The 24,283-nt window shown below is 36.1% G+C and carries 22 protein-coding genes and 1 riboswitch; of the genes, 8 read left to right on the top strand and 14 right to left on the bottom strand.

Going from position 1 to position 24,283, the window contains the following annotated elements; translation table 11 throughout:
* Positions 1-78 precede the first annotated feature (78 nt).
* Positions 79-1,122 (top strand): NAD(P)/FAD-dependent oxidoreductase, encoded by a 1,044-nt coding sequence (locus MHH88_RS09450; protein ID WP_339262619.1) that lies wholly within the window; start codon positions 79-81, stop codon positions 1,120-1,122.
* Between the two features lie 288 nt (positions 1,123-1,410).
* On the opposite strand, the gene pyrF is transcribed toward MHH88_RS09450, so the two are convergent.
* Both pyrF and MHH88_RS09440 read right to left on the bottom strand, forming a co-directional pair.
* Complete coding sequence (gene pyrF / locus MHH88_RS09445) at positions 1,411-2,358, bottom strand: orotidine-5'-phosphate decarboxylase (protein ID WP_339262617.1); 948 nt, start codon at positions 2,356-2,358, stop codon at positions 1,411-1,413.
* A 274-nt stretch (positions 2,359-2,632) separates the two neighbouring features.
* Entirely contained in the window at positions 2,633-2,899 is a 267-nt protein-coding gene (locus MHH88_RS09440; RefSeq protein WP_069508403.1) for a hypothetical protein, read from the bottom strand.
* A gap of 236 nt (positions 2,900-3,135) precedes the next feature.
* On the opposite strand from MHH88_RS09440, the gene MHH88_RS09435 reads away from it, so the two are divergent.
* Positions 3,136-3,843 (top strand): methyltransferase domain-containing protein, encoded by a 708-nt coding sequence (locus MHH88_RS09435; protein WP_339262615.1) that lies wholly within the window; start codon positions 3,136-3,138, stop codon positions 3,841-3,843.
* A gap of 139 nt (positions 3,844-3,982) precedes the next feature.
* Here MHH88_RS09435 and MHH88_RS09430 read toward each other — a convergent pair whose 3' ends face one another.
* From MHH88_RS09430 to MHH88_RS09405, 6 genes are all read right to left on the bottom strand, one after another.
* Entirely contained in the window at positions 3,983-4,600 is a 618-nt protein-coding gene (locus tag MHH88_RS09430) for a CoA pyrophosphatase (protein ID WP_339262613.1), read from the bottom strand.
* 147 nt (positions 4,601-4,747) lie between these two features.
* Entirely contained in the window at positions 4,748-5,713 is a 966-nt protein-coding gene (locus MHH88_RS09425) for a quinone oxidoreductase (protein WP_339262612.1), read from the bottom strand.
* 121 nt (positions 5,714-5,834) lie between these two features.
* Entirely contained in the window at positions 5,835-6,923 is a 1,089-nt protein-coding gene (locus MHH88_RS09420) for a hypothetical protein (protein WP_339262611.1), read from the bottom strand.
* Between the two features lie 191 nt (positions 6,924-7,114).
* Positions 7,115-8,470 carry a PepSY domain-containing protein gene (locus tag MHH88_RS09415; RefSeq protein ID WP_339262609.1) on the bottom strand — a complete coding sequence of 452 codons (1,356 nt, stop codon included), beginning with the start codon at positions 8,468-8,470 and terminating at the stop codon, positions 7,115-7,117.
* A 151-nt stretch (positions 8,471-8,621) separates the two neighbouring features.
* Entirely contained in the window at positions 8,622-8,804 is a 183-nt protein-coding gene (locus MHH88_RS09410; RefSeq protein WP_024363603.1) for a hypothetical protein, read from the bottom strand.
* A 213-nt stretch (positions 8,805-9,017) separates the two neighbouring features.
* A riboswitch (cobalamin riboswitch) is annotated at positions 9,018-9,209 on the bottom strand.
* 197 nt (positions 9,210-9,406) lie between these two features.
* Complete coding sequence (locus tag MHH88_RS09405) at positions 9,407-10,117, bottom strand: hypothetical protein (RefSeq protein ID WP_339262607.1); 711 nt, start codon at positions 10,115-10,117, stop codon at positions 9,407-9,409.
* 405 nt (positions 10,118-10,522) lie between these two features.
* Here MHH88_RS09405 and MHH88_RS09400 point away from each other — a divergent pair, with 405 nt between their 5' ends.
* Genes MHH88_RS09400 through MHH88_RS09390 form a run of 3 tightly spaced genes read left to right on the top strand, consistent with a single transcriptional unit; the run spans position 10,523 to position 11,948 of the window.
* Positions 10,523-10,963 (top strand): LytTR family DNA-binding domain-containing protein, encoded by a 441-nt coding sequence (locus MHH88_RS09400; protein WP_231786095.1) that lies wholly within the window; start codon positions 10,523-10,525, stop codon positions 10,961-10,963.
* Positions 10,960-11,391, top strand: a complete 432-nt coding sequence (locus MHH88_RS09395; protein ID WP_103976834.1) for a hypothetical protein — start codon at positions 10,960-10,962, stop codon at positions 11,389-11,391. The genes MHH88_RS09400 and MHH88_RS09395 overlap by 4 nt, the downstream gene beginning before the upstream one ends.
* Entirely contained in the window at positions 11,388-11,948 is a 561-nt protein-coding gene (locus MHH88_RS09390; protein ID WP_339262603.1) for a hypothetical protein, read from the top strand. Before MHH88_RS09395 ends, MHH88_RS09390 begins: the two co-directional genes overlap by 4 nt.
* Before the next feature lie 477 nt (positions 11,949-12,425).
* Here MHH88_RS09390 and MHH88_RS09385 read toward each other — a convergent pair whose 3' ends face one another.
* Positions 12,426-12,575, bottom strand: a complete 150-nt coding sequence (locus tag MHH88_RS09385) for a hypothetical protein (RefSeq protein ID WP_103976839.1) — start codon at positions 12,573-12,575, stop codon at positions 12,426-12,428.
* A 385-nt stretch (positions 12,576-12,960) separates the two neighbouring features.
* On the opposite strand from MHH88_RS09385, the gene MHH88_RS09380 reads away from it, so the two are divergent.
* A complete protein-coding gene (locus MHH88_RS09380; RefSeq protein WP_339263035.1) occupies positions 12,961-13,323 on the top strand; it encodes a VOC family protein in 363 nt (120 codons plus the stop codon).
* Between the two features lie 43 nt (positions 13,324-13,366).
* On the opposite strand, the gene MHH88_RS09375 is transcribed toward MHH88_RS09380, so the two are convergent.
* Entirely contained in the window at positions 13,367-15,061 is a 1,695-nt protein-coding gene (locus MHH88_RS09375; RefSeq protein WP_069508383.1) for a methyl-accepting chemotaxis protein, read from the bottom strand.
* Between the two features lie 587 nt (positions 15,062-15,648).
* Here MHH88_RS09375 and MHH88_RS09370 point away from each other — a divergent pair.
* The gene (locus MHH88_RS09370; RefSeq protein WP_081327838.1) at positions 15,649-16,581 is read left to right on the top strand and encodes an NlpC/P60 family protein; all 933 of its coding nucleotides are present in this window, start codon (positions 15,649-15,651) and stop codon (positions 16,579-16,581) included.
* A gap of 192 nt (positions 16,582-16,773) precedes the next feature.
* Here MHH88_RS09370 and murF (MHH88_RS09365) read toward each other — a convergent pair whose 3' ends face one another.
* Both murF (MHH88_RS09365) and murF (MHH88_RS09360) read right to left on the bottom strand, forming a co-directional pair.
* On the bottom strand, positions 16,774-18,159 hold the full coding sequence (gene murF, locus MHH88_RS09365) for a UDP-N-acetylmuramoyl-tripeptide--D-alanyl-D-alanine ligase (RefSeq protein WP_339262600.1): 1,386 nt from the start codon (positions 18,157-18,159) through the stop codon (positions 16,774-16,776).
* Between the two features lie 206 nt (positions 18,160-18,365).
* Positions 18,366-19,775, bottom strand: a complete 1,410-nt coding sequence (murF, locus tag MHH88_RS09360; RefSeq protein ID WP_339262598.1) for a UDP-N-acetylmuramoyl-tripeptide--D-alanyl-D-alanine ligase — start codon at positions 19,773-19,775, stop codon at positions 18,366-18,368.
* A 151-nt stretch (positions 19,776-19,926) separates the two neighbouring features.
* Between murF (MHH88_RS09360) and MHH88_RS09355 the strand changes: the two genes are divergently transcribed.
* Positions 19,927-21,132, top strand: a complete 1,206-nt coding sequence (locus MHH88_RS09355) for an ATP-grasp domain-containing protein (RefSeq protein WP_339263033.1) — start codon at positions 19,927-19,929, stop codon at positions 21,130-21,132.
* A gap of 189 nt (positions 21,133-21,321) precedes the next feature.
* On the opposite strand, the gene MHH88_RS09350 is transcribed toward MHH88_RS09355, so the two are convergent.
* Both MHH88_RS09350 and MHH88_RS09345 read right to left on the bottom strand, forming a co-directional pair.
* On the bottom strand, positions 21,322-23,556 hold the full coding sequence (locus MHH88_RS09350) for a YheC/YheD family protein (RefSeq protein WP_339262596.1): 2,235 nt from the start codon (positions 23,554-23,556) through the stop codon (positions 21,322-21,324).
* A 117-nt stretch (positions 23,557-23,673) separates the two neighbouring features.
* Positions 23,674-24,105, bottom strand: coding sequence for a hypothetical protein (locus tag MHH88_RS09345; protein ID WP_339262595.1), 432 nt, complete (start codon positions 24,103-24,105; stop codon positions 23,674-23,676).
* Positions 24,106-24,283: the final 178 nt, after the last annotated feature.

Genomic DNA, 24,283 nt, shown 5'->3' with positions numbered 1-24,283 from the left:
TATCATTTTAATGATTTAGCTATCCAATAAGTATATACAATACTTTTCCAATAAATTTTTAAGGATGTGGCGATACAAGTGCAAAATTTATATGATGTAACCATTATTGGCGGTGGACCTGCAGGTTTATATAGCGCCTTTTATAGCGGATTAAGAGGACTGAAAACAAAATTAATCGAAAGCCAAGAACAGCTAGGTGGTAAGGTGCTACTTTATCCTGAAAAGTTAATATGGGATATAGGTGGTCACCCGCCCATTTTAGGCGAACAATTTGTCAAACAATTAATTGCGCAAGCCAAAACATTTGAACCAACAATGCTAACAGGCACAAAGGTTGACTTTATCGAACGCCAAGGAGATTTATTTGTAATACATACAGCACAGGGAGACAAACATTATTCGAAAACCGTTTTGTTAGCTGTTGGTGGTGGTATTATTAATCCGCAAAAACTGACGCTAGAAGGTGCGGAAAAATATGAAATGTCCAATTTACACTATACAGTGCAGTCTTATAAACGCTTTGTAGATAAAGATATTATTATTTCAGGAGGCGGAAATGCAGCACTCGACTGGGCAGTAGAACTTAGCCCTTTAGCAAAAAACGTAACCGTTGTCTACCGTAAGGACACGCTTTCAGCACACGAAGCAACCATACAAGAGGCGCTAGATGCTGGTGTACAAATCGAATGTAATACAACCATTACAAAACTATCTGCCAATACAGATAAAACAGCGATTCAATTCGTTACATGTGAAAATTCTCGGACCAACCAAAGCTATACACGCCAAATTGATGAAGTCATTGTAAGTCACGGTTATAATCGCGAAGCCTCGCTTTCATTTGATGAAGCCATTGCCATTCCTAAAAAAGATGACTATTATTTTGAAGGAAAAGCAACTGGCGAAACAGCACAACCAGGAATTTTTGCAGCCGGTGATATTTTATCGTTTGAAGGGAAAATTCATCTTCTACTTGGCACATTTCAAGATGCAGCAAACGCCGTTAACTCCATTAAAACGTACTTAGAACCAACGGCTCATCGACATGCAGTAGTATCCTCTCATAACGAAGTATTTAAAGAAAAAAATCGCTCAATTATCGAAAACAGCTTGACGAGATAAAGTAGTTAAACAATTAAAAGTGTTAGATTGACAGTAGGCAATCTAACACTTTTTTGATACAAACATTGGTGCCCGTTTTTGGAGCGTATTCTTAGGGTTTACTGGCGATACTTAGGCTTTTAATGGCGATTTCTATTCATTAATTGGCGATTCTAGGGGCTAATCATTTAACCCCTTATCATCAAGAATTTACTGCGTATATTTTTCAATCCTAGAGACACGTGTTATGGCTTGCTTATCTTGCGAAAAATAATAAATGTATGCTCTTTGCCGTCCAGTTAACTTTTATTACCAATTTAATTTTCCTACATTTTTTAGAGCTGTATTAATATCCATGTTCATTTCTTGTATGGCAATTCGTGTTGTCTCTTGAATTGCTTGTTTTGACTGCGCATTTGCTTTTTCATAGGCAAAAATAATACTTCTTGATGCACTAATTAATGCACCGAAGCCATCAGCATTAAAAGCATTCGTAATATCTTTACCTTTGCCACCTTGTGTACCGTAACCTGGTACTAAAAATAGTGATTGTGGCATTTTTTTACGATAAATAGCCTGTGCTTCTGGATATGTTGCACCAACTACAGCACCAACAGATGAATAACCGTATGTACCTATGTCACGTTGTCCATATTTCTGTACTAATGTAGCCACATTTTCGGCAATCGTTCCGTTTTCAGTTAATAATTCTTGTAACTCACCTGAAGAGGGATTGCTCGTTTTGACTAAAATGAACAAACCTGTATGCTTCTCAATGGCTTGCTGAACGAATGGCTCTAAACTATCGCTTCCTAAATACGGATTGATTGTTAACGAATCTACTTTCTTAGGTGTTTTCCATTCATTCTTTAAATTACCAAAAAAAGATGTTGCATATGCTGTTGCAGTTGTATCTATATCCCCTCTCTTTGCATCTGCAATGACGATAAGTCCTTTTTGTTGACAGTATTCAACTGTTCTCCAGAAAGCGTCTATACCTGGTGCACCATACTCTTCATAATAGGCAAGCTGAGGTTTCACAATGGCTACATCCTCAGATATAGCATCAACTATTAATTTATTAAATTCTAACAATGCATAGGCCGCACCATTCTCATTTTTACCATATTTCTCTTCGGCCTCATCTAAAATTATTGTTGGAATACGTGTAATCACTGGATCTAACCCTACTACTGCATGTGATTTTTTTTGTTTTATAGCAGCACAAATACGGTCTGCAAATTGAATATTATTCATTAATACCTCCAAAATTTAGAAATTTTCCTTTTTATTATAACTAAAATATAAAAGACAAATACAATTAAAATATTCTCCTTTTATATTTTTAAGTATTTTGGGCAAAAACTAGAGGATAAATGTTCATTTTTCAAACATTTTATCCTCTATTTAATTAAGGGCGATCTACTATTTATTTTTAGTAATTTCTCATTTGATTCAAACAACATTCATTTATAATCAAAACTATCGCTCTACACACTTTACTATATTAGTACTGTAAATTCTTCATTTATCATCTAAATAGACTTAATAAAGATCCCATTTGCCTTAGCATATTAACCCCATTCGTTATTGTTCCTGCATGACCCATCATTGCCTGTAAATTATTTGATAAATTTCCAAATCGAGAAGTTTGGGGTTGTTGATTGTTGAACATAAAAGGTTGTTGACTATTAAAATTGAAGGGTTGTACGCGTCTACCTTGATTCATAGGATCAAAACTTTGTCTATATCTTCTTGGGACAGCTCTCCTTCTAGGATTTTGCGAATAATATTGCATCAATTCACCTCCTATACATAAAACGTTTATATAGTATACGTTTCAGATTTTTTTATGTTTAGACTTTTGAAGAACCTACATCAAATTAAATAGTATAGAAGCGTTCGATGGAAACCTATTGAAAACTTATAATCAGACATTTCGTTTTGCTTTTTATCCTATCGTTCGTTTCATTCCTCCACTAGGAACCATACTATTTTTCTTTTCATATCATACAAACAACAAGAAAAAAGAAGGTGATTGTTATTCAAAAATCCAAATATCTCGATTTTTTATCTAAATTTGGTGTTGGCGGGGCACATCCTGGGGGCATGGCGCTAACAAAGCAACTTTTGAAAAATGAGAACATTACCAAACACTCTCAAATATTAGACGTAGGCTGTGGTACAGGCCAAACCGCCGCCTACTTAGCCTCTCATTATAAAGCAAATGTTACGGGCATCGATAACAATGCCATTATGGTTGAGAAGGCTCAAAGCAGAATGGCAAAACTCTCCCTACCAGTTCAAATTATTACAGGTTCCGTTGAACATCTACCTTTACCTAAACAACAATTCGATTTCATAATTGCGGAATCTGTTCTGTCCTTTGTCAACAAACACAAAGCGCTCAATGAAATTTATCGTTTATTGAAATTTGGTGGTCGGCTAATTGCGATTGAATTTACGATCCAACAAGAACTTGACAACGTGAGTGCAAAGGAAATCAAACAATTTTATGGCTTTGATACATTGTCCACGAAAAAAGATTGGGTAGCACTATTTAAACAGGCTGGTTTTCAAACGATTCACATTCGCAAAAATACATCTTTTTCTTCAGCGCCTGAATTTCACTACTCACAACAGATTGAGCCTGAATTGTATCAAGTCATGGAGCAAAACATTGAGATAAATGTAAAATATGATGGGATTTTGGATTATCGAATTTATTATTGTACGAAGTAAGTTAAGGCGCGTATACTTTTCTGCTAACTAAAGAAAAGCATACGCGCCTTTTAAATAATTATGGAGATATGCCCCTTATGTAGCACATAGCTATTTTGAATATGTGTGAGGAACAAAGCTATTGAATGTAGCTATTCTGCTATTTCATCAGTTCTATAAAGTGTTTTAAAATTCGAGCGGTTAAACCCCAAATCGTGTATTGTTCATAATCAAAAAACCATTCTTCCATTGATCGCGTTCGCCATTTATACTGCGCACCATTGACAATTTTATCATATGGAAAATCGATTGAAGGCATTGGTTCGACCGATACTAAATGCATATAAGGCTCATAGTTTAATAGCCAATCAATTGGTACGGTCAAAACTTTTTCCACTTCGTCTTTGTTGTATTCAGGAATAATTTGATTGGTATCAATAATCGCTACAAATGGATACGTTACAAAAGAAGAAGATGCAACATATGGACTTAATGGTCCTACAACCTGTACCGTTGTTGGATCGATGCCTAACTCTTCATGCGTTTCTCGTAACGCAGCAGCTAATGGAGATGCATCGGTGGCATCAATTCGTCCACCAGGAAAACTAATATCTCCTGGCTGCTTTCTCATCGTCAATGACCGTACTTCAAAAAGAATATGCCACTTGTCATCCACTTGAACTAATGGAATTAAAACGGCCGAACGAAAAGCAGTCTCTTCCCCAATAAATAGCGATTGATTTTGCTGTAACTGATGCTTCAATTTATCTAGAAACATGAGATTGTGCTCACCTCAATAGTTCATATTGTATTTTATCGTATCATGAATTGGTAGTTGGATAAACACTATCATATTCCAACTTTCAAATATGATAGTGTTACAATATCAAAGTAAAGGAGACAAGCGATCCTCCATCTTCATTGTTTAAGGTTGTAATAATATTTTACCGATACTTTTGCGACTTTCCAGGAAAGTATGTGCCTGAGCGCCGTCTTCAAGGGCAAAAATAGTCGGCTCAGAAATTTTTATCTTACCATCTATCATCCATTCGAACAGTTGTTGTGAACGTATTTTTCTTTCCTCAAAGGAAGTCAGTACATTCCAAAGGTCTCCCCCCGTTAACGTTTTCGAAGTATCCATTAACAGACGAGGATCCACCGCCACAGGATCTCCCCCTGACATGCCAAAAAACACAACCGTTCCACCGATTTTTGTTGCCTCTAAACTATCTTGTAGTGTAGAGCCTACAGATTCGTACACAACATGAACCCCTTGACCATCAGTAGTATCCTTCACATGTTGCACCCATTGCTCTTTATATAAAAAGACATTGTCCGCTCCGATGGCATATGCTACTTGTGCTTTTTCTGTTGAAGATGTGAGACCAATGACGTTAGCCCCTTTTAACTTAGCCATTTGGACTAAGTTTTGACCAACACCACCTGCCGCTGCGTGAATTAAAACCGTATCACCTGGTTGAATCGCATAACTATCTGTCACTAAATATTGTGCCGTTAACCCTTGTAATAATATTGCAGCCGCCGTTTCAAAAGATATTTCAGCTGGTATTAACATTACTTTATCAAGTGGCACTGCCACTAATTCAGCATTCGCAAAGGGTACATCCGCAAATGCAATGCGGTCGCCTACTTGGATATTGTGTATATTTGCACCGACCTTTTCAACGACACCAGCGCCTTCATAGCCTAAAATAAATGGCGGTTGACCTGCTAAATGATAATTACCTTTCCGTCGATAAATATCAGCAAAATTTAATCCAACGGCTTTTGTTCGCACTAGAACTTCGTTATCTGTCAGGATAGGATCAGCTACTTCTTGATATTGTAATACTTCTGGTCCACCAAATGTTTCAAAAACTAATGCTTTCATTTTCTAACCCCTTGTTAAATGTATGTAGCACTATATTACGCTAAAGAAAAAGGTCAATACAACTCTTTGAGCTTAAAAAAAAGCCAGTAGTGAAAGCATTCACTACTGACTTCTTGCCTTATTACTTTGCTGTTAACGTGACATTATCAGCAGTTGCCCAATTGTTAATTGGTAGTACTTTATATGTGCCACCAGCCTTTAAAGTTTGGTCCTTTACATCAAATATCCCGACAGCCCCTTGACGAGATGAATAGCGATATTGTGCTTGTAAAATCGAGCCATCTTCAGCCTGTAATTCGACACTGCGACCTGCAAATAACTCCATACCAGGATCATGATCGAGTGTCACTTGGAATGATGTAGCATCAAGTGGTTCAACTGACTTAATCGTTAAAGGCGCTATATCCGTTGCTGTAAAGGTTGGATTTTTAATAGTTGCCCAGTCAGCTGACACAGTATAGTTTGTCCCCACCTTTAACGCTTTTCCTTCTGGCAAGCGGAATTTTGGTGCTTGTCTGCCATCTGCAGCTTGCGTAAACAACACATAATCAGCTTGTAACTTTTCACCATTTTCTGCAGTCACTGTTACGACACGATCCCGTAAAGAGGAAATGACCTGATACTGCTTACCTTTTTCGTCCTTATTGTCATCATTCAATTGGAACGACAAGTCACCTCTCGCCTCTTTATAGGCTTCAATAATATTCGAATAATCAGTTACACCTTCATCTTTAAATGATTCAATTTCAAAAGTATCATTTGTCACTTGTTTCGTTTGGCTGAGTGTTATTTTTTCATCGATGCCATCAAAGGCCTTTGTTTCGCCATCTTTGTATCTTAGTGTGTAGTTTGTTCCTGCCTTTTGCATAGTGACTGGCACAATATACGTACTTGTAGCACCAATTTTCAAGCGTGGCACATTGACAATACTTAAATCATGATTGAATGAAAAGACTTTTTTTATTGTTTCTAAATTTTCTACTTTCACACCTTCTTCGGACAATGGTTCAGAAAAAGTGACTTGTAATGTCATGATGTTTATTGGCTTTATTTCTGTGATTTGCACTGCTTCTTTTGCTATTTCGTTTTTTGTTTCTTGTTGTGCTTGCCCTTGCTTGGATGTCTCCTGTTTATTCAGAAAATTACAACCTGTTAGCGTTAGCAACCCTGTTAAAAGAATGGGTATCATAATGCTTTTTCTTATAGTCAATTAGCTAACCCCTTTCAAATTTTTTACACACGAATCCTTCAACATCGCAACTAGTTGGTCTACCTCCGTTACCATTCTTGCCCACTCCGTAAGATTGTTATACGTAGGGGTTTGTTACTCATTGCAAAGATTTTAAGTCAAAAAAACTAGTATGCTAGGAGAAATTCCCAGCATACTAGTTTCAAAGGTTTTTAGTTCATTTCATTTGTCGGTTTATTTTTATTCATTACTTTCATCACGAATTCTACTAATACGACAAGGATTAACGAAAGGCCAAATAATGGCATCATAACACCTAATAGAACGATTATCACGATAAAAGGAATCGAGATTTTCTGTGATAATTGAGGGGGTGCTGATAGTAGGCCTTTTTTCTTGCGCAATAACCATGTACGGAATCCCCAGAAAATAACACCTAAAAAGGCTACGCAAACGAGTAAGTTAATTAGCTTATTTGGCCAACCAAATAAGTGACCTTCATGCAACGGAATTCCCCATGTGAACCATTTTGCCAAAATGCCATAGTCGCTATAGCTTACCTTAGAAATAAAGTCACCACTATATTGGTCAAAGTACATTGTCGCTTCGTCATAAGGGCTTACGTCGAGTCCTGTTACCCCTGTATTACTTGATTTGGCTACGGTAAAAACACCGTCATCACTTGTCGGATAAATAATGGCATATGGCTTTGTAATACCATTCGCCTTAATTTGTTGTTGTAAACTTGCCACTTCTAACTGATGTTCGTTTCGGCTCGTACTTGCAGCACCCATACCATGGTGTGCATGTTTAGACGAAGAAGGTGCTTCTTCCTGACGTGTTGCCCACGGAATTTCACTCATATCAGATTTCGGCGGTTGTTGTTGTAATAACGGAATACCAAAGGACGGATTCTCTTGTGCTGCTGTATATATAAAGTTCCCCATAAATGCAGACCAAGGTAATCCTGTAAAAATGATAATAACCATTGGAATCGTAATAATCGTTCCTAGTAGGGCGTGCCATTTTCTATTTTTTTGTCGTTTATTTGCTTGTTTTACTTTCTTTAATACTTTTCCTTTAAAGGTCATGTATAGACCTGATAGCAATAAAAAGATTGCCCAACATGCCGCTAATTCTACTAAATAATTGACAACTGTTCCACCAATAAATAAAGAGCTATGTAAGCTTCTTAACACATTTGAAAATGTGTATGTAGGGTCTTGATGACCAACAATTTGATTTTTATCATCTAAAAACACATAGCGTTGATCGCCTTCACTATTTGTCAGTGTTAATCGTGTATTGTAAGGCTCATCTAATTCAATAATTTTGGTTGTTGTATATCCCGCAAATGCCGCTTCCGCTTGTTGAACCCCTTCGTCTATTGTCAATGCTTCTGTTTTGTTACTATTGCCAAAGAAGTAGTCATCATATAAACGATCTTCTACATCTGTATAAAACAAGTACCCAATGCCACTTAATGTCAGTGTGATTAGAAGTGGTGTAATAAATAATGCCGCATAAAAATGCATTCGCCAAAAGCTTGAATAAGTTGCATTTTTCATCTCTAGTTCTCCAATCGATTTTATATTAAAAGCAAATTTATTATATAAAATAAAAGTGAAATAAGAATGAAGTCCTAGAAAAAAATTAATAAAACAAAAAGACTACTCTCGCATCCCTTTAATGGGCTGCCGAAAGTAGCCTAACGCTATTTTAGCCGATTATTTCTTTTCTGACATTGCAATAAGCTGTATAAATGTCTGAATGATGCGCTTCATCTTGCCCGAAAAATTGTTCAACAAGCTCATTTAACGTTTTTCTAGCCCCATCAAACTGCTTTTGCATAATTTCATATTTAAAAAGATTTTCATAATACTCGATAACATGTGGATTCATGTGATACACTCCTTCATTTTTAGCATAAAAAAACATCTTTCCTTCTTTAGAAAGATGCCTACTATGACAAATACACGACATAATACGTCAATGGCCATGACAGAAAAAGCATTCTATTATGCATAGAAGCTACCCTTTTGACAATCGTCGTACTATGAGCATGCAGAAGAAATTCTCTAGTCACACTCAACACCCCCTATCCTCGTAGGTTTTTTGGTTGTACTAGATAAAGGCAGGTCTCCTGGCTTATGTTCATCACACGTTTCACCTTCCCATTACACAAACGTAACAGTGGTTTTTTGAAATGTGCTCCCATTTACAGTTGCGGGACAGCGTCGGCTTTTCACCGAACTTCCCTTTTAAACAAATCAAATTTCGATTTGTACCTCTATCTTATTATTCCGTTTTTATTATTATACCATAAAGAATTATGTACGTTGACATGTGTATATTATTTCGTGAACATGATACTTATCATGTATCAAATCTGATTGTAAAGTTGGTACTACTTAAAGCCAAATCTCATAAGGCCCTCCTTCACGAGTGTTCTTCATTGGAAAAGTTTTAGCGGATTGTTCAAACCCTTAGTTTTTCTTTTTGAATTAAATGACCTCTTTAAAGCCTATTCGATGAATAATCAGACGATAGTCAGCGTATCCTTCTTCGGATAGATACTGCTCATATTCGCCATAGACAATTATAGGCATATTGTTTTTGTATGCGTGCTTCAAATTGCTGAGAAGTTTTTCGTTCACGTCAGCATTAGCGCCCTTATAGTGACAATTTACAAGCACAGAGTATTTACTTAGATAAAAAGATTTGGTCCCATCACTATGCTCTTCGAGTCCATCTGAAAGAATACCGGCTGTCCACAATAGAGGAAAATGTGTTGCATAATAACTACCATGCATGCCTAGTTCTTTCAGCAACACATTTGTATATTTATCTTGATCCTCAAAAGTAGAGTCCAGCTCTAACGTATCAAGCCGTATTTCGCCTACGTTGTCATACTTTTCAAAACTAGAATCTTCTCCGTCTAAAATGTCCGACTCTTTAAGTTCTACTACCGTTGCTTGATTTTCTCCGATAGCAGTATGCTCAGGTGGTACTATATAATCTGCGCCGCCCCGTTCCTCTATTCGTTCTTTCGCTGCCTCCAGACTATCTTCACTGAACATAGACTCTACCTGTTCTTGCGTATAAATTTCCTTTTCCACTTCGCCCATAGATGCTTCTTCTGGCTGCGAACTACATCCTGCAATAATTAAAAGTAAAGGTGCGAAAATTGTTATAACTAAGCTTTTTATTTTCATATTACATACTCCTCTCTCTCGTTCAATTTAATTCGAACTCTTTTATAATACCTCAAATCAAGTATATTTGGATAACTCTTTCCATTTATCATAAAAAAAGCCAATTCTTCAAAGGAGGTCTATTTTATTTTGTGAAAGACTATCCCTTTTAATAGCACATTATAATATTTCAATTTAGGCTGTCTCTGTCATCATAAAGAATTGTATACATTGACACTATCCATATAGATTACTAATATCTATTATAGCAACCCCTATTTTCCATTTAATACATATTAATGCAATATTTCGTTGTATAGCTTACTGAATCGAGTTGCAACAAAGTCTATTTTTTTTGCAACAAATCGAAAATTCATGGTAAGAACAAAGCGGTGTTGCTACGATTAAAACAGAAAGGAGAACAACATGAAATTCAATTTTATTTGGAAAAACAAACAATCGTCATCTGAAATTGACATTATTAGTAATCCATCAAATAAAGCATTACTTTCTACATTGGAACAGCATTTTTTACAATCTATACCATTAAGTGCAACAGATTTTAAAACAAATCGGCAGGTATTGATTGAGCTCCATACTATCGAAGCCATTGAAGCAGCTGGTCATTTTACTAAAATCTTTTTAATAGATGGTACTGAACTATTACTGAATAAGATTTTAAAAGAACTAGCTTACTTAGAATCCTTTAGATTAGTACGCATTAACAATTCAATGATTTTAAATTTGAATCAAATTCAGTCGTTTGCTTCAGGAAGCCACGCAAGACTGGAAGTTATAACAAAACAACAAAATAAGTATATGGTCAGTAGACATTATGCAAAATCTATTAAGGAGAGATTGATATGATCAAAGACTTAAAAAACAGCTTTTTGTCCATTTCATTTTTGGGATTGATTTGGATTGTGTTCTTAATGACACTATTTAATTTACATAATGAAATGGTCAACTTTCTTTATATTTGGAATTTAATTAGTATTAGCGTACTGCTTGGAATCGTTTTTGGTATCGCCTACCCGTACTTGTGGAACTACTCTACATTAAAAAGTACATCCAAAATTATCATTAGTACATTTTTAAATTTTTTCTGTGGCGTAGGCATGGTCTACCTTGTTTCAGTGCAAATGTTAGCATTTATTCAACCGTATTTGTTGCTGATTTTCGCCATAACGTTGATCGGTCATATCATCGGATTTTACTTTTTCTCAAAATATGAAAATAAAAAACTAGCAGCTAGTTTGAATAAATCGCTAGTACATGAAGGAGACAGAAAATGAACATTAATACTAGCTTACACGTCCTATTAAATGATATTGCGCAAAAACAAAAGAAGGGGCTCCCTTTTATCATGGCTTCCCTCTTTATTTGGGGAGTGATTACAACTATCGCGTTCCTTCCTATAGATTTAATGATTAAAAACATTGGCATTTTATCTTGTGGTGCTTTACTGTTTCCCGTTTCCATTGTTTGTGCCAAAATATTAAATGTCGATTTATTTTATAAAGAAAATCCATTGATTAATGGTCTACTGATTGCGACAAACAATCAAATTTTATACTTAATCATTTGTATTCTTCTATTAATTAAAGCACCGATGTTGGTCTTACCTGCATATGCAGTTATTTACGGTGCCCATTTATTACCTTATGCATTTTTTTATCAATCCAAAAACTATCAATATAGCTCTATCTTTATTTGTATAGCCATTTTGGTCAGTATGCTATTCTTCCATTTAAATAGTATGTATATCCCGATAATCGTAGAGGTTGGTGTACTTTTCTTATTTTTAATGTTAAAGAAGGAAATAAAAAATGAACTGGGGGCTGGGACATAACTAAAAAAATTTAAGAAACAGACGAAAGGTGTTCATAATTTTTTGCTATATGGAGACCTTAGCTATTCTTGCTTTTGCAATTAAAAAAATTAGAAGTGTTCACTAGTTGTTGGTAGCGAAGGCGGTGACTCCAGCTCAGAACAGCACATAATGTTAGACGCTGGCATTCCGCGCGTTAGCGAGGGTTGCGGCTTACTGTGCTGAGCGGAAAGCACCGCCGTAGCGGACAACAACGGCATAGCAAAAAAGTGTTAGATTGATGGCAGTCAATCTAACACTTTTTCTCTTATGTCCCAGCCTCGTTTTTTTATGGCAAAAGTAAATGCTGAACAACGTATTCTATTACAATCACAAACGAATGAAGGCAAAAGTAAAAGACCTAAGCCCGGTGGAATACCGAACTCAGGTCTAGAAGTCTCTTAACTAAATATGTCTAACTTTTTTGGGTCAGATCATAGTCTTCCTATGTTTTTCAAATTATTTATCTGTTTGTTCTTGCTTCTTTTTCAAATACTCCGCACGTATTTTTTCAAGTTGCTGCTTTTTATCAAATTTGGCAGGTTTGTTTTTTTCATGATACTTTGCCACAGCTACCTTACCTTTGGTATCCAATTGATATTTCCCCACGCTTGTTCACCTACTTTACTCGTCGTTAACAAAATCTACTCAACACATATACTATACCTTATTTTACTGAAGTAAACCTTATTCGGGTACTGCTAGCCCTGCATAAATCCATAAAAACAGAATAATTTACTTAAAATTATCTTAAATTTGTATTCGCACTATCAGGGATGCTGATTGTGCAACTGTCCTCCCTATTTTTGTTTCTATTTTCATTAATCTACCAGCCAAATTAAATGTTACTTTGTATCATGGCCATTATGGGCATATGCAAATATTCTTCTAACAGGCTTTATAAAGCTTCCTTTCATTCGTAAGAAGGTATTCTAAGCAATAAAGCGAAGTAAATAGTTATACGTAAATATAAAGGAATTAAAGGAGGATTATGATGATTGTCGGTTTACATCACGTACAGCTTACCATTCCAAAAGGTTGTGAGGAACAGGGCAAAGCATTTTATTGCCATGTACTAGGGCTAAAAGAAATAGAGAAACCCACCTCCCTTCAAGGACGTGGGGGATTTTGGTTACAAGTAGGAAATCAAGAAGTACATGTTGGGACAGAGGACGGATTTGATAGATATACAACGAAAGCGCATATTGCCTATCAAGTTGACAACGTAGCGCATTGGAAGAACGTCTTATCCGAACACCATATCGAAATACTTGCTTGCGTTCCAATTCCACATTTCGAACGCTTTGAATTTCGTGACCCTTTCGGTAATCGCGTAGAGATGATTCAGCCCATCTAAATGAAAAAAGCAGCCAATAGTGCGAAATGGCTGCTTTTATTGTTTATAATTTAAAATGCTGTACTTCTTTGTTTAAACGTTCAGCCATCGAAGCGAGATCATCTGTATTTTTTGAAATTTCATCCATCGTTACGACTGTCTCGTCGATTGTTGCAGTCGTTTGCTCTACTCCCGCTGCGGATTGTTCGGAAATAGCAGCAATTTCATCAATAGAACGATTGATGTGCTCTGTTGTTGTTGAAATACCTTGTAGGTTTTCTGTTATACCTTGAATATTACTAAACATACTATTAACCGCAGAGGCTATTTGTTCAAAGGTTGTATTGGTATTTGTTATTTGCTCTGTCCCTCTTTTTACTTCTTCATACCCCGTTTGAAGGGAGGCTGTTACACCAACTGTTTCGTTTTGAATGCGCCCCACAATGGCTGATATATCTGTGACTGAATAAGATACTTGTTCAGCCAGTTTACGCACTTCTGCAGCTACAACTGCAAAGCCTTTCCCCTGCTCTCCAGCACGTGCCGCCTCAATTGCAGCATTTAACGCTAATAGGTTTGTTTGATTGGCAATATCGTCAATAACTGATACTAATTTAGAAATTTCTTGCGATTGTCTATTTAAGCCTTCCACTTTTGCTACAGCCTCTTGCACAATTGTATCAATGGCAAACATTTGCTGTGTAGATGTGTTCATTAATTGTTGACCGCTTGTCGTAAGTTGTAATACTTCACTTGAATAGCCTTGTAAATCAATACCTTGAGCATTTGCTTGTTGGACATTTACTTTAAATGTATCAATTATTTGTGCTAAGTCACTTGCATTATGTGCTTGGGATTCCGAACCACCCGCTAACTCAAGCATCGTCAATGCTATTTGTTCTGCACCTGTTTTTACATCTAGGGAAGATTGTGCAAGCTGCTCACTGTTTGCAGCTACATTGCCCGAAACAACATGAATTGATCCAATAATTTCATGAAGCTTTTGATTCAACGTGTTTGTCGATTGCACAAGCAAGCCAATTTCATCTTTCATTCTTTCTGGCAAAGGAGGCTGACTTATATCGCCATCCGCCATTTGCGATATTTTTTCAATTACCGCTTTTATCGGATTAGCAATCATATGCGCCGAAATGTAAGCGGTTACAATCGCGATTAACGTTATCATCACGCCTATTGCTAACCCTACATTCAGTGACTCTTTCGATTGGGCAATCATGGCCTGTCCTAGATCATTAATAGAAGCTTCTCTTGCCTGTGCAAGCCCCTCATAACCTTTTCTAACCTCTGTAGCAAGCGAGTCAATAGAATTTAAGTTTTGGATAGCCAATTCTACATTTCCTTTATCATATTCATCAAACACTTTCGTTTGCACAAAACCTCGCCATTCCCTTGCTTTTTCGACAGTTTTCGATAGATTTGTATCAGTTGATAATTCCGTTAATAGTTTATTATTTTCTTCAGCAATTTTTACGTATGCTTCAAATTCTTTTTTGTATTTTTGATCACCAGTCAGAACATAGCTTTTTGCAGCAGTTGTTCGAACACTGATTGTAGATGCTAACTTTTCATTTGCTGTTAACAACTGTAATTCTTTATAAACAATTTCTTCGCCAGCAGAAATGACACGCTTATTGGCAAAGTAGCTATAAGTGTTAAAACAAGCAATAAAAAATACAACAATGAAAAATGCACTCAAAATTTTTGCTCGAATTGTTTTGAACCTCAGTTTCTGTAACATACCATTTTCCCCTTTCGTTAGTGAAATTATATAAATTACTTCCACGAAACAACATTTTTCGCTAGCTTTTGAGGATTGAAATTTCTTTATTTTCCCCCTAAATATAACATATTACCCCTTTAACTCCCATGACTCGAACTATGTATTTCAAAACAAAAGATAACTAGAAATAAGGTTGTAAAGCGTGCTTATATAAGCATTATTCGAGCAAAAAAGTTATTTTTCTATCATAAAATATTCTTATTTTGATTTATAAAATTCGTATGGCAGTACGCTCTATTGCCACATTGCTTATCATTTTTTAAGTATTCTGACTTCCCTTTAAATTCTATTGTAATGTTATTTAAAATAGAAAAAGAACCGCTTGTTTATGACACAATACCCCTTCATTCATCACAAACTGAAACATTTGTAATGAAACTGTAAATTCAAGCGCTAAAGCCTTTATTATCAAGGTTTTCGGGTAGGGTGACGTGCCCTGTGGAAACATTTACCTAGCAGAACCCCGTGTTTTTCATGCTACGATTATTGCAATGGCAAGCAAACAGAAAAATTTAACTGCTCGCTTACAGGAGGTAAAAAACAGCATGAAAAAACATTTTTTAACAACTACATTAGCATTGTCGATTGGGTTTAGCTCATTCGGAATCGTTCAAGGTACATTTGAACCGATAAAAGTGGAGGCAGCGACGACAAATACGCAAAATAATGATAAGGCCGTTGCAGCAAAGGCCGATCAACTGATTCAAACAGGGAAAAGCTTAATTGGTAAGGCCACATACAGTAATACCGTGTACAAGTCTACATATCCTTACAAATTTTCTTGTGCTTCATTCCTTATGTATATTTTTGAAAAGAATGGTGTAGATCTTGGTACGTATAATGAAAATTACATGATACAACAAGGAACATATGTTGCAAGAAACCAATTGCAAAAAGGCGATCTAGTATTCTTTAAAAGTAAAAAAACAGGCACAGATCCTGATCATGTAGGCATGTACATTGGTAATAACAAAATTATTCATATGGCGGATTCCAAGCAAAATATTGTCATTTCGGATATGAATAGTAAGCCATATTATAAAGACAATTACGTATCTGCTCGCAGAGTATTACCAACATTATTATCAGCCAACCCTGCAACAAAGGGCGATAAAATCGTAGAAAATGCGATTACTTATAAAAATAAAGCAACAATTAGTTCCACAATAAATGAGCAAAGTTTACGTTTTACAGCACCTGGTTTCGTTGAATATGTCTACCGTAAAAGTGGCGTAAAACTTGGTACTACCAACTTAAAAGAACTCATGGCGAAAGGAACTACGGTGTCACGTGCCAATTTGAAAAAGGGTGACTTAGTATTCTTTAATGGCGTGAAAGGTTCAAAAAACCCTTCGCTTGTAGCTATCTACGCTGGCGATCAACGTCTCATCATCCCAACTTCAAGTGGTGTTACGACAAGAGTACTATTTGTTGATTATTATAAGGAACATTATTTAACAGCAAAACGCGTATTTTAAAAGATTAACACAATCCATCGAATGATTGTTAGATAATATATAACTATACTAAAATTTAAATAAACATAGCATACAAAGCAGTGTCATTGACACGTTTGTATGCTATGTTTTCGCTTTAAATGGTTGAATGGAGCTTTACATTGTTCAAGTCTTGCTTGTTATTGCAACCATAAAGATTGCCCTGCTATGCAGTTATATTTCCTTTAGATGATTGGCAAATTCAATCATGGATCTACTAGACATTGGGCCTTTTATCAGCACAATCGTATCTTGATCAAGTTTTGGTTTAAGTAATTCTAAAACTCCTGCAACATCTTTAAAAACATGAACTTCCGCAGCGGTGCCATCTTTTTTTGCTTGTTCTGCTATATGTTCGGCTCTTTTTCCAATGGTAATCAGCATCTGAATATTTCGCTCGGCCACCATAGAGCCAATCTCACGATGATACTTTTCTTCGAAAAGACCCAATCGCTTTATATCACCTAATATAAGGATTATTTTTTTATCTTTTCCTATCGTATCTAAAACTTTCAAGGCTGCTTCAACCGATGTAGGATTATTCGTCCATGTATCATCTACGATCGTACTTCCTTTAAGACCGGTTGACATTTCTAGATGCCTTGCCATCGGTTTAAATGTTTTTAAACGTGAGATTGCATGCTGAATGGACATGCCCATTTCTTTTACAGCAACGATGGCCGCTACCGCATTATACACTTGGTGTTCTCCGTAGCCAGGTACAAATACTGAATATTTTTCCTTAGCTACTTGGAGCGTAAATTTCATACCGTTATTGATAAATTGCATGTTCGAAGCTTTATAATCTGCTTTGCTATGAACACCAATTGTAATAATTTTCCCTTTAAACGTATGCAGGGGAATTTTTTTTGTATTGTCATCATCTGCATTGATGATTAACGTGCCATCTTCAGCTATTCCTTCTAAAATTTCTGACTTAGCTTTGATATAGCCTTCAAGATTTTTACAGCCATCTAAATGATGCACACCGATATTTGTAATAATACCAATCGTCGGCCGATAAATCATACATTGATGCTTAATATTCCCCGTATTCCCTAGCCCTAACTCAAAGACAGCTGCTTTCGTAGTTTCATCGATGCCTATTAAATAAGGTAAAGATTGGCGAGGTTCATTTTTGCTACTAATAGATGCCTGCACATTCCAGTCTTTGCTCGCAATATGTTTAATCATTTCTTTTGTAGTTGTTTTTCCACATGTCCCCGTTAATGCGACTACTGGTATGTCAAATAGCCCTCTATAATACTCAATAAACTTCCAGTATGCCTGCAACGTACTTTTCACGCGAATAACTGTTGTATTCGGTAGTGCTTTTTTTAATTCTTCTAAAGGTTTATCTGAAATAACGAGGGATGGTCCCTTTTTATCGATTTCTTCCCAATTAATGGTCTCACTTCTATTGACAAACATGAGTGTATTCTTTTGCGTCAAATCATGGCGATTATAATAGATGGCATGTTTGATAAGCCATTGCTCAGAACCGCTTACTAAATCCCCTTGTAGTAACTTTCTAACCACAGTCACGCGAATATTTTGCACGTGAACTCCTCCCCCCTCTCTGTATAGTATGAAATATAATCACTAGAAGTGTGGGTAATGAAGAACCATTCTACTCTAGTAACAACTAGTATTTGATGACGTCTTTTATTCTTTATTTAAAGTGCTCCTTTCTAGAAGATTACTATACAATATTATGACATGACTTTATGCGACACAGTATTTAACCAGCTTTCATATCAAGTACATTATTGCCTAGAATCATTTTCTTTTGGCAACGTTTTTTTAACTTTTAAATCAGCGGCCAGTTGGGAAATTTGCTTACTATACATATCTCCTTTAATTAGAATAATTGTATTCTCATCTACTATTTCATGTAATAACTTATAAACGAGAATATTATTATTAAATATATATACGGGCTTACTGAAGCCTAATTTTAGTGCACGATCAGCCATAATTCGGGCGTGCTCTCCAATGGTAATAAGCACATCTACACCAATTTTATGGATTAATTCTCCTGCTTGCTCATGGATAATATACCCCCAGGACCCTAAATCCGTAATCGTTCCGATAATGGCAATTTTTTTCTTGCCATCTCCTAATGAATTTAAGACCTTTAAAGCAGCTTCTAAGGACGTTGTGGTTAAGCTCCACGTATCGTCGATCAATATAGAACCATTGATTCCTTCAAAAAGTTGTAGTTGCTTATTCACTTTCTTGAATGTCGCTAATTGTTTAATCGCTACGGAAATCGGTACACGTAATTCATGAATGGCCGCAATCGCTCCCAATGCATTATAGACTTGATGTTCTCCAAATCCAGGAACGAAAACGTCATATTTTTTCTTTTTATGATGCAACGTAAACTGCATACCATTTTCTACATAGCGAATAGAACTCGCTCTATAATGGCATGATGCTTGCTGTCCGATGTAAATAATACGTCCTTTAAATTTCGATAAATCAATTTTTCGTATATTGGCATCTTCTGCATTGAGAATTAATGCACCATCCGAATTCACTATTTCTGCCATTTCACCTTTCGCCTGTATATAGCCATCCAAAGTTTTACAGTAGTTTAAATGGTGCGCTCCGATATTGGTAATAATACCGATTGTCGGCTTAAAATACTTCCCTGCTTTCCTTACATCTCCTGGTGATCCAACAGCTGTTTCAAAAACTGCAACTTCTGTTTCCTCTTCAATACTAAGTAAATACTGCAATGAAGCGGTTCTAGAATTACTACTTAATGTCGTAGCGGTTACTTCTTTTTCAGCAGAAAGAATATGTTTTATCATCTCTTTTGTTGTAGTTTTACCTGATGTTCCGGTAATTGCAATAACAGGGATTTCAAATTGACTACGATAATAATGTACAAACTTCCAGTAGGCCTCATCTGTATTTTCTACTTGAATAATTATTACGTGTTGAGGAATTTCATGCTGACTATACACCCACTCTGTAACAAGCACTAGAGGAGCAAGCGATTCAAGACTTTTCCAGTTTACTATGCGTTTGTCTGTAAATAGAGCTGTGTACGGTTTTTTCACTTGTTTTAGCCGATATGCGCCATACTGGATCAGCACCTCATCCGACCCTTGCAATAATTTACCTGCAGTAATCGCTGTTAAATTCTTCACCGATAGAGGCTTCATATCATTTCACACTCCTTTCTTCTCTATTATATGAAGCACTTTAAAAGTTGCTTGGATGTAAACATGATACATAACTAGAAGAAAACTATTTCACAGCATATATATAAGGTGTATATTAATAATCCAAGTGCCAATTGAAGGAGTGATTTCACTGAAGGCAATTATATTTATCGGTACAAACAAATCTGGGTCTAGTCGTGAAGCGATAAAAGCAGCAGAAAAATTGGGCTACTTGACAATACTGTTCACAAGCAATGAAAAACAATTACAACAGAGAAAAGCCTATCCAGACATTCATAAAATGATTTTTATCGATACTTCCAATATAGAAGATATGATAGAAGAAATTCATGATTTGCTTGATACCGGTTTAGAGATAAAGTCCATTGTTAGTTTTGTAGATCCATTTGTTCATATTGCCTCTATTTTATGTGATGAATTTTGCCAAAACTATACTTCATCAGCAGCAATTGAAATGATGGAAGATAAAGAGAAAACAAGAAATCTATTAAAGGATCAGCCGTATTCCCCCAAATTTTTCCTAAAAAAACCGCATGAATCATTTTCAAATAACATGGTATTTCCATTGATTGTTAAATCTCCTAAATCAACGGGTTCAAAAGACGTACTACTTGCGACAGATAAAAACCAACTCGATTCACATCTTACATTTCTCCAAAATAAAAACCCTGGTGAAACCATCATGATTGAGGAATATATTGATGGACCCCAATACTTAGTGGAAGCAATGGTCTATAAGCGACAAGTTCACACAATCGGTATTATTGAACAAGAGATTACACAAGGAAAACGATTCATTATTACAGGCTATGGTATACTCGCGGAAGTACCTTCTGATATTCAAAAAGGGATTGAAGAAGTGCTCCATTCTATCGTCAAAGTATTTGATATTGAAAATGGAACATTGCATCTAGAGCTTCGTTTAACGGAACATGGATGGAAGCTCATTGAAATTAACCCTCGAATTTCAGGTGGCGCTATGAATAATATGCTACATGCGGCTTTTGGATTTAGTTTAGTGGAAGAAACACTTAAATTATTTTTAGGGGAACAACCAAATGTCCAACCTAGGCATAAAAAATTCATCTTTACAAAATATGTCATAGTAGAGAGCAAAGGTGTGTTAGAAAGAGTAATCGGTAAAACAAGGGCAACAAAAGCACCTGGTGTTGTCGATGTATATGTAAAACCGCGAAAAGGAACATTGTTAACCCCACCGTTGTCGATGGGTCATCGCTATGCCTATGTTATTGCCGAGGGGAAAACTTTAGCTCAAGCGAAAAACAATGCTATAACCGCCGCCATGGAAATCAAATTTCTATTAAAAGCGCTATAATGTTGGGCGGGCATTGCTTACCGTAAGCTAAATATGCTGTAGTTGCGGATGTGGCCTTAGCTTCATCCGCTTTACTATGAGCAATTTAGGCAATAGCGCGCTGGATACATCGTTTTACTTTGTTTGCATTCACAACAATCAACCCGAGTAATTGCCCTATCCAATGGGCAACTACTCGGGTTTTCCTCGTTATGCTTTAAATGTTTGGTCTAAAAATTTAACGGTTTCAAACATATTCGTTTTACTAGCACCTTTGACAAGAATCGTGTCATGAGGTTCGATTATTTTCTCTAACAGCGCATGCAATTGATCTTTATTCGTAAAATGATAAATCTTGTTTGAATCCATGCCTTTTGCTATGGCCGCTGCTCCTATTTCTTCTGTCCTAAAGCCATAGGTAATTAAAAGATCAATGCCTTGTTCAACAATAAATTCGCCTAATTTGCGATATTCTTCTTCTCTTAAATCACCTAGCTCACGCATCTGCCCAATTATTGCCACACGCCGTTTGTTGCTAACATTTGTTAGCACATTTAGGGCTGCCCTTACGCCTTGAGGATGGGAGTGAACAGTATCATCGATGACCGTTATATGATCGCGGCAGTTATACACTGTCAACCTTCTTGGCGGCTTTTTAAAATGCAAACCTGCTTTTATTTCCTGTGGCGTAAACCCTAAATAATCTGCAACCGCAACCGCATTAAGCGCATTATAAACGTGATGTTCTCCTAAAATTGGGATAAATAATTGGATTTCCTGACCTTGCAGCTCCATCTTAAATGCCATGCCACTCTCTTTATATTGTATATCGTATGCTCGATAGTCCGCTTCTGTGTGAATACCAGTAGTCAGGATTTTCCCTTTAAATTGATCGGTCAATAAATAGTTTGAATTGTCATCATCTTTATTTAAAATAAGTAAACCTTGTTGGTCCATACCTTGAATTAATTCTGATTTAGCTTTCGCTACTTTTCGAACATCCCCATCAAAATTCCCAACATGCGCAAGTCCAATATTCGTAACGATACTTATATTTGGTTGAATAATGCTACAGTGGTTTGTAATAATACCTGGATAAGCCATTCCATATTCAAGCACAACGGCTTGGTGCGAATCATTGATTTCTTCTGCATGCTTTTTAGTATGTTCAGTCGTATTCCAGTAATCCTTCGACTCAAATACATTCCATTTTTTAGACAATATGGACCCTAAAAATGCCTTAGATGTGGTCTTTCCTGCACTACCAGTAATCGCAATTATCGGTTTATCGAATTTTGCATGGTTTGATGTAGCTTTTACTTCGACTTGCTTTGGTTTTGAATCTGCGGGTTTTGGTACTACTGTTTTTGTGTTAGAAACTGTAGGCTTTGGTTTGGATTTTTTTATCGGTTGTTGATTTTCTGCTAAGTACTTTGCATATCGAATGGAATGGATAACAACATCTAATTCTAAGTAAAACGCTGGTGGACAGCCAGGACGCCAGTTTACCTCGTAGATCCAAATTTTTTGTTGCGCATCAAGCCCGACATCGATTCCAATCTCATCAATGACCTCTCCGAACTTCGTCATCTGAATGTCATCTAAATGGCGTGCCAAAGATAATGAGAAATGTTCCAACATCCGACGAATATTAAAGGCTTCTTCTTGAAACTCTTGCTCTAAAAATGGGTCCAAATAATTTGTATAACCGCCATTGTTGATATTTGGAATAATTGAGCCATGTGGTGCAATACGTGGATAAACTGTTGTCACCACCCATTTACCTTCACCGTTTTTTTGAACATGTAGGCGAAAATCATAAACTTGACCGGATTTCATTTTCGATTGAATATACGGTTGCATAATAAACGTACCCGTTGTAAGAAGTTCATGAATTAATGCATTTAACTGTTGCTTTGAGTACATACGATTCTCGCTATTTTGCCGTACCTCAAAATGGTCTCCTATTTTAATAATAAAATAGATTCCTTTTCCTTTCCGACCGTCAATTGGCTTAAATACGATTTTTTTATGGTGGGCTATATAGCTATGAAAGACATCTGTGTTTTTTACTATTTCTGTTGGGATAATGTATTGATCAAATTCTTTCGCCTCTTTAAGTCGCTCCATAACATTCCATTTATTACCGATAGAATGTGTAGTAAACGGGATCTCCTTTTTCAATCTCTCTATTATTTTTTTTGACACCGCTAATTTTTCTGGACTTCCAGCATTATAAATTACATCTGGAAAGGGCATCACTCTTTCATGCCATTGCCCATCTTCTAATACCTGCCCATTGATTGTACGATTGTCAAAGTTTACCTTTTTAGGTGTAAAGTAAAAAAATTCTACTCCTTCTGCTTTTGCAACTGCTGCATATGCATATGACTTGATAACAGTTTTAGGATCTAGACGATGATGCAACATTCCTATAATTGTCATGCGTTAATCTTCCTTTCTATAGACTCTTTCTATTAAATTCAGATTACGCAGCTTGCATATGGACAGATGCTCTAGTTTTGCAATTATTTTAGTAGTTTTATAGGTAAATCAACTATTTTACCATTTAGGCTCAATGATAAATTTCTTTTTTAATAAGTCTGGATTTAATAGCTGAATAGCTGATATACTCCCTAACTCAATTGATTTTTCGGTCGATGTTCTTTCTAATCTCACAACATCAGCAATTGCATTTGTTTCATTGCCTTCATAATCATAGGCTCGTAACAGCGAAATAGTGCCTCGACAACGATCTATATCAATCGCTTCTATACGAAAAAACTCTGTTTCAAATTGTTTAACTGTATCTATTAATCGTAAATGTGCTCCATTATGCGTTATTAAAAAAAAGGGAATGGTATCACTACCAACTATTTTTACAAGAAGCTGACCATAATATTTTGAATGAAAATCTGTTATGATATCTTGCAATGCTTTTATATCGTATAGCGCTTCACAGACAAAGTGCTTTCTTCCTTTTTCAATACCCAACGTTTCCCAGCCCCTTCCTATTCCGTTTTAGCAATAGTTCCTTACTCGAACGATAGCAAAATCGTTATTTGACCTATCTCGTTATAATATGTCCGTTTTTAAATTATGACGACATGTTTTGTAAGGGGCGCTCTAAAAAATAACAACTTTTTACATAAAGTACGCTTTACCCGCGGAA

Source organism: Lysinibacillus sp. FSL K6-3209 (assembly GCF_037976175.1).
In the GTDB taxonomy this organism is placed as follows: Bacteria; Bacillota; Bacilli; order Bacillales_A; family Planococcaceae; genus Lysinibacillus; species Lysinibacillus sphaericus_D.
The sequence above is the reverse complement of the archived record's forward strand: the minus strand, read 5'-3'. Positions and strand labels throughout refer to the sequence as shown.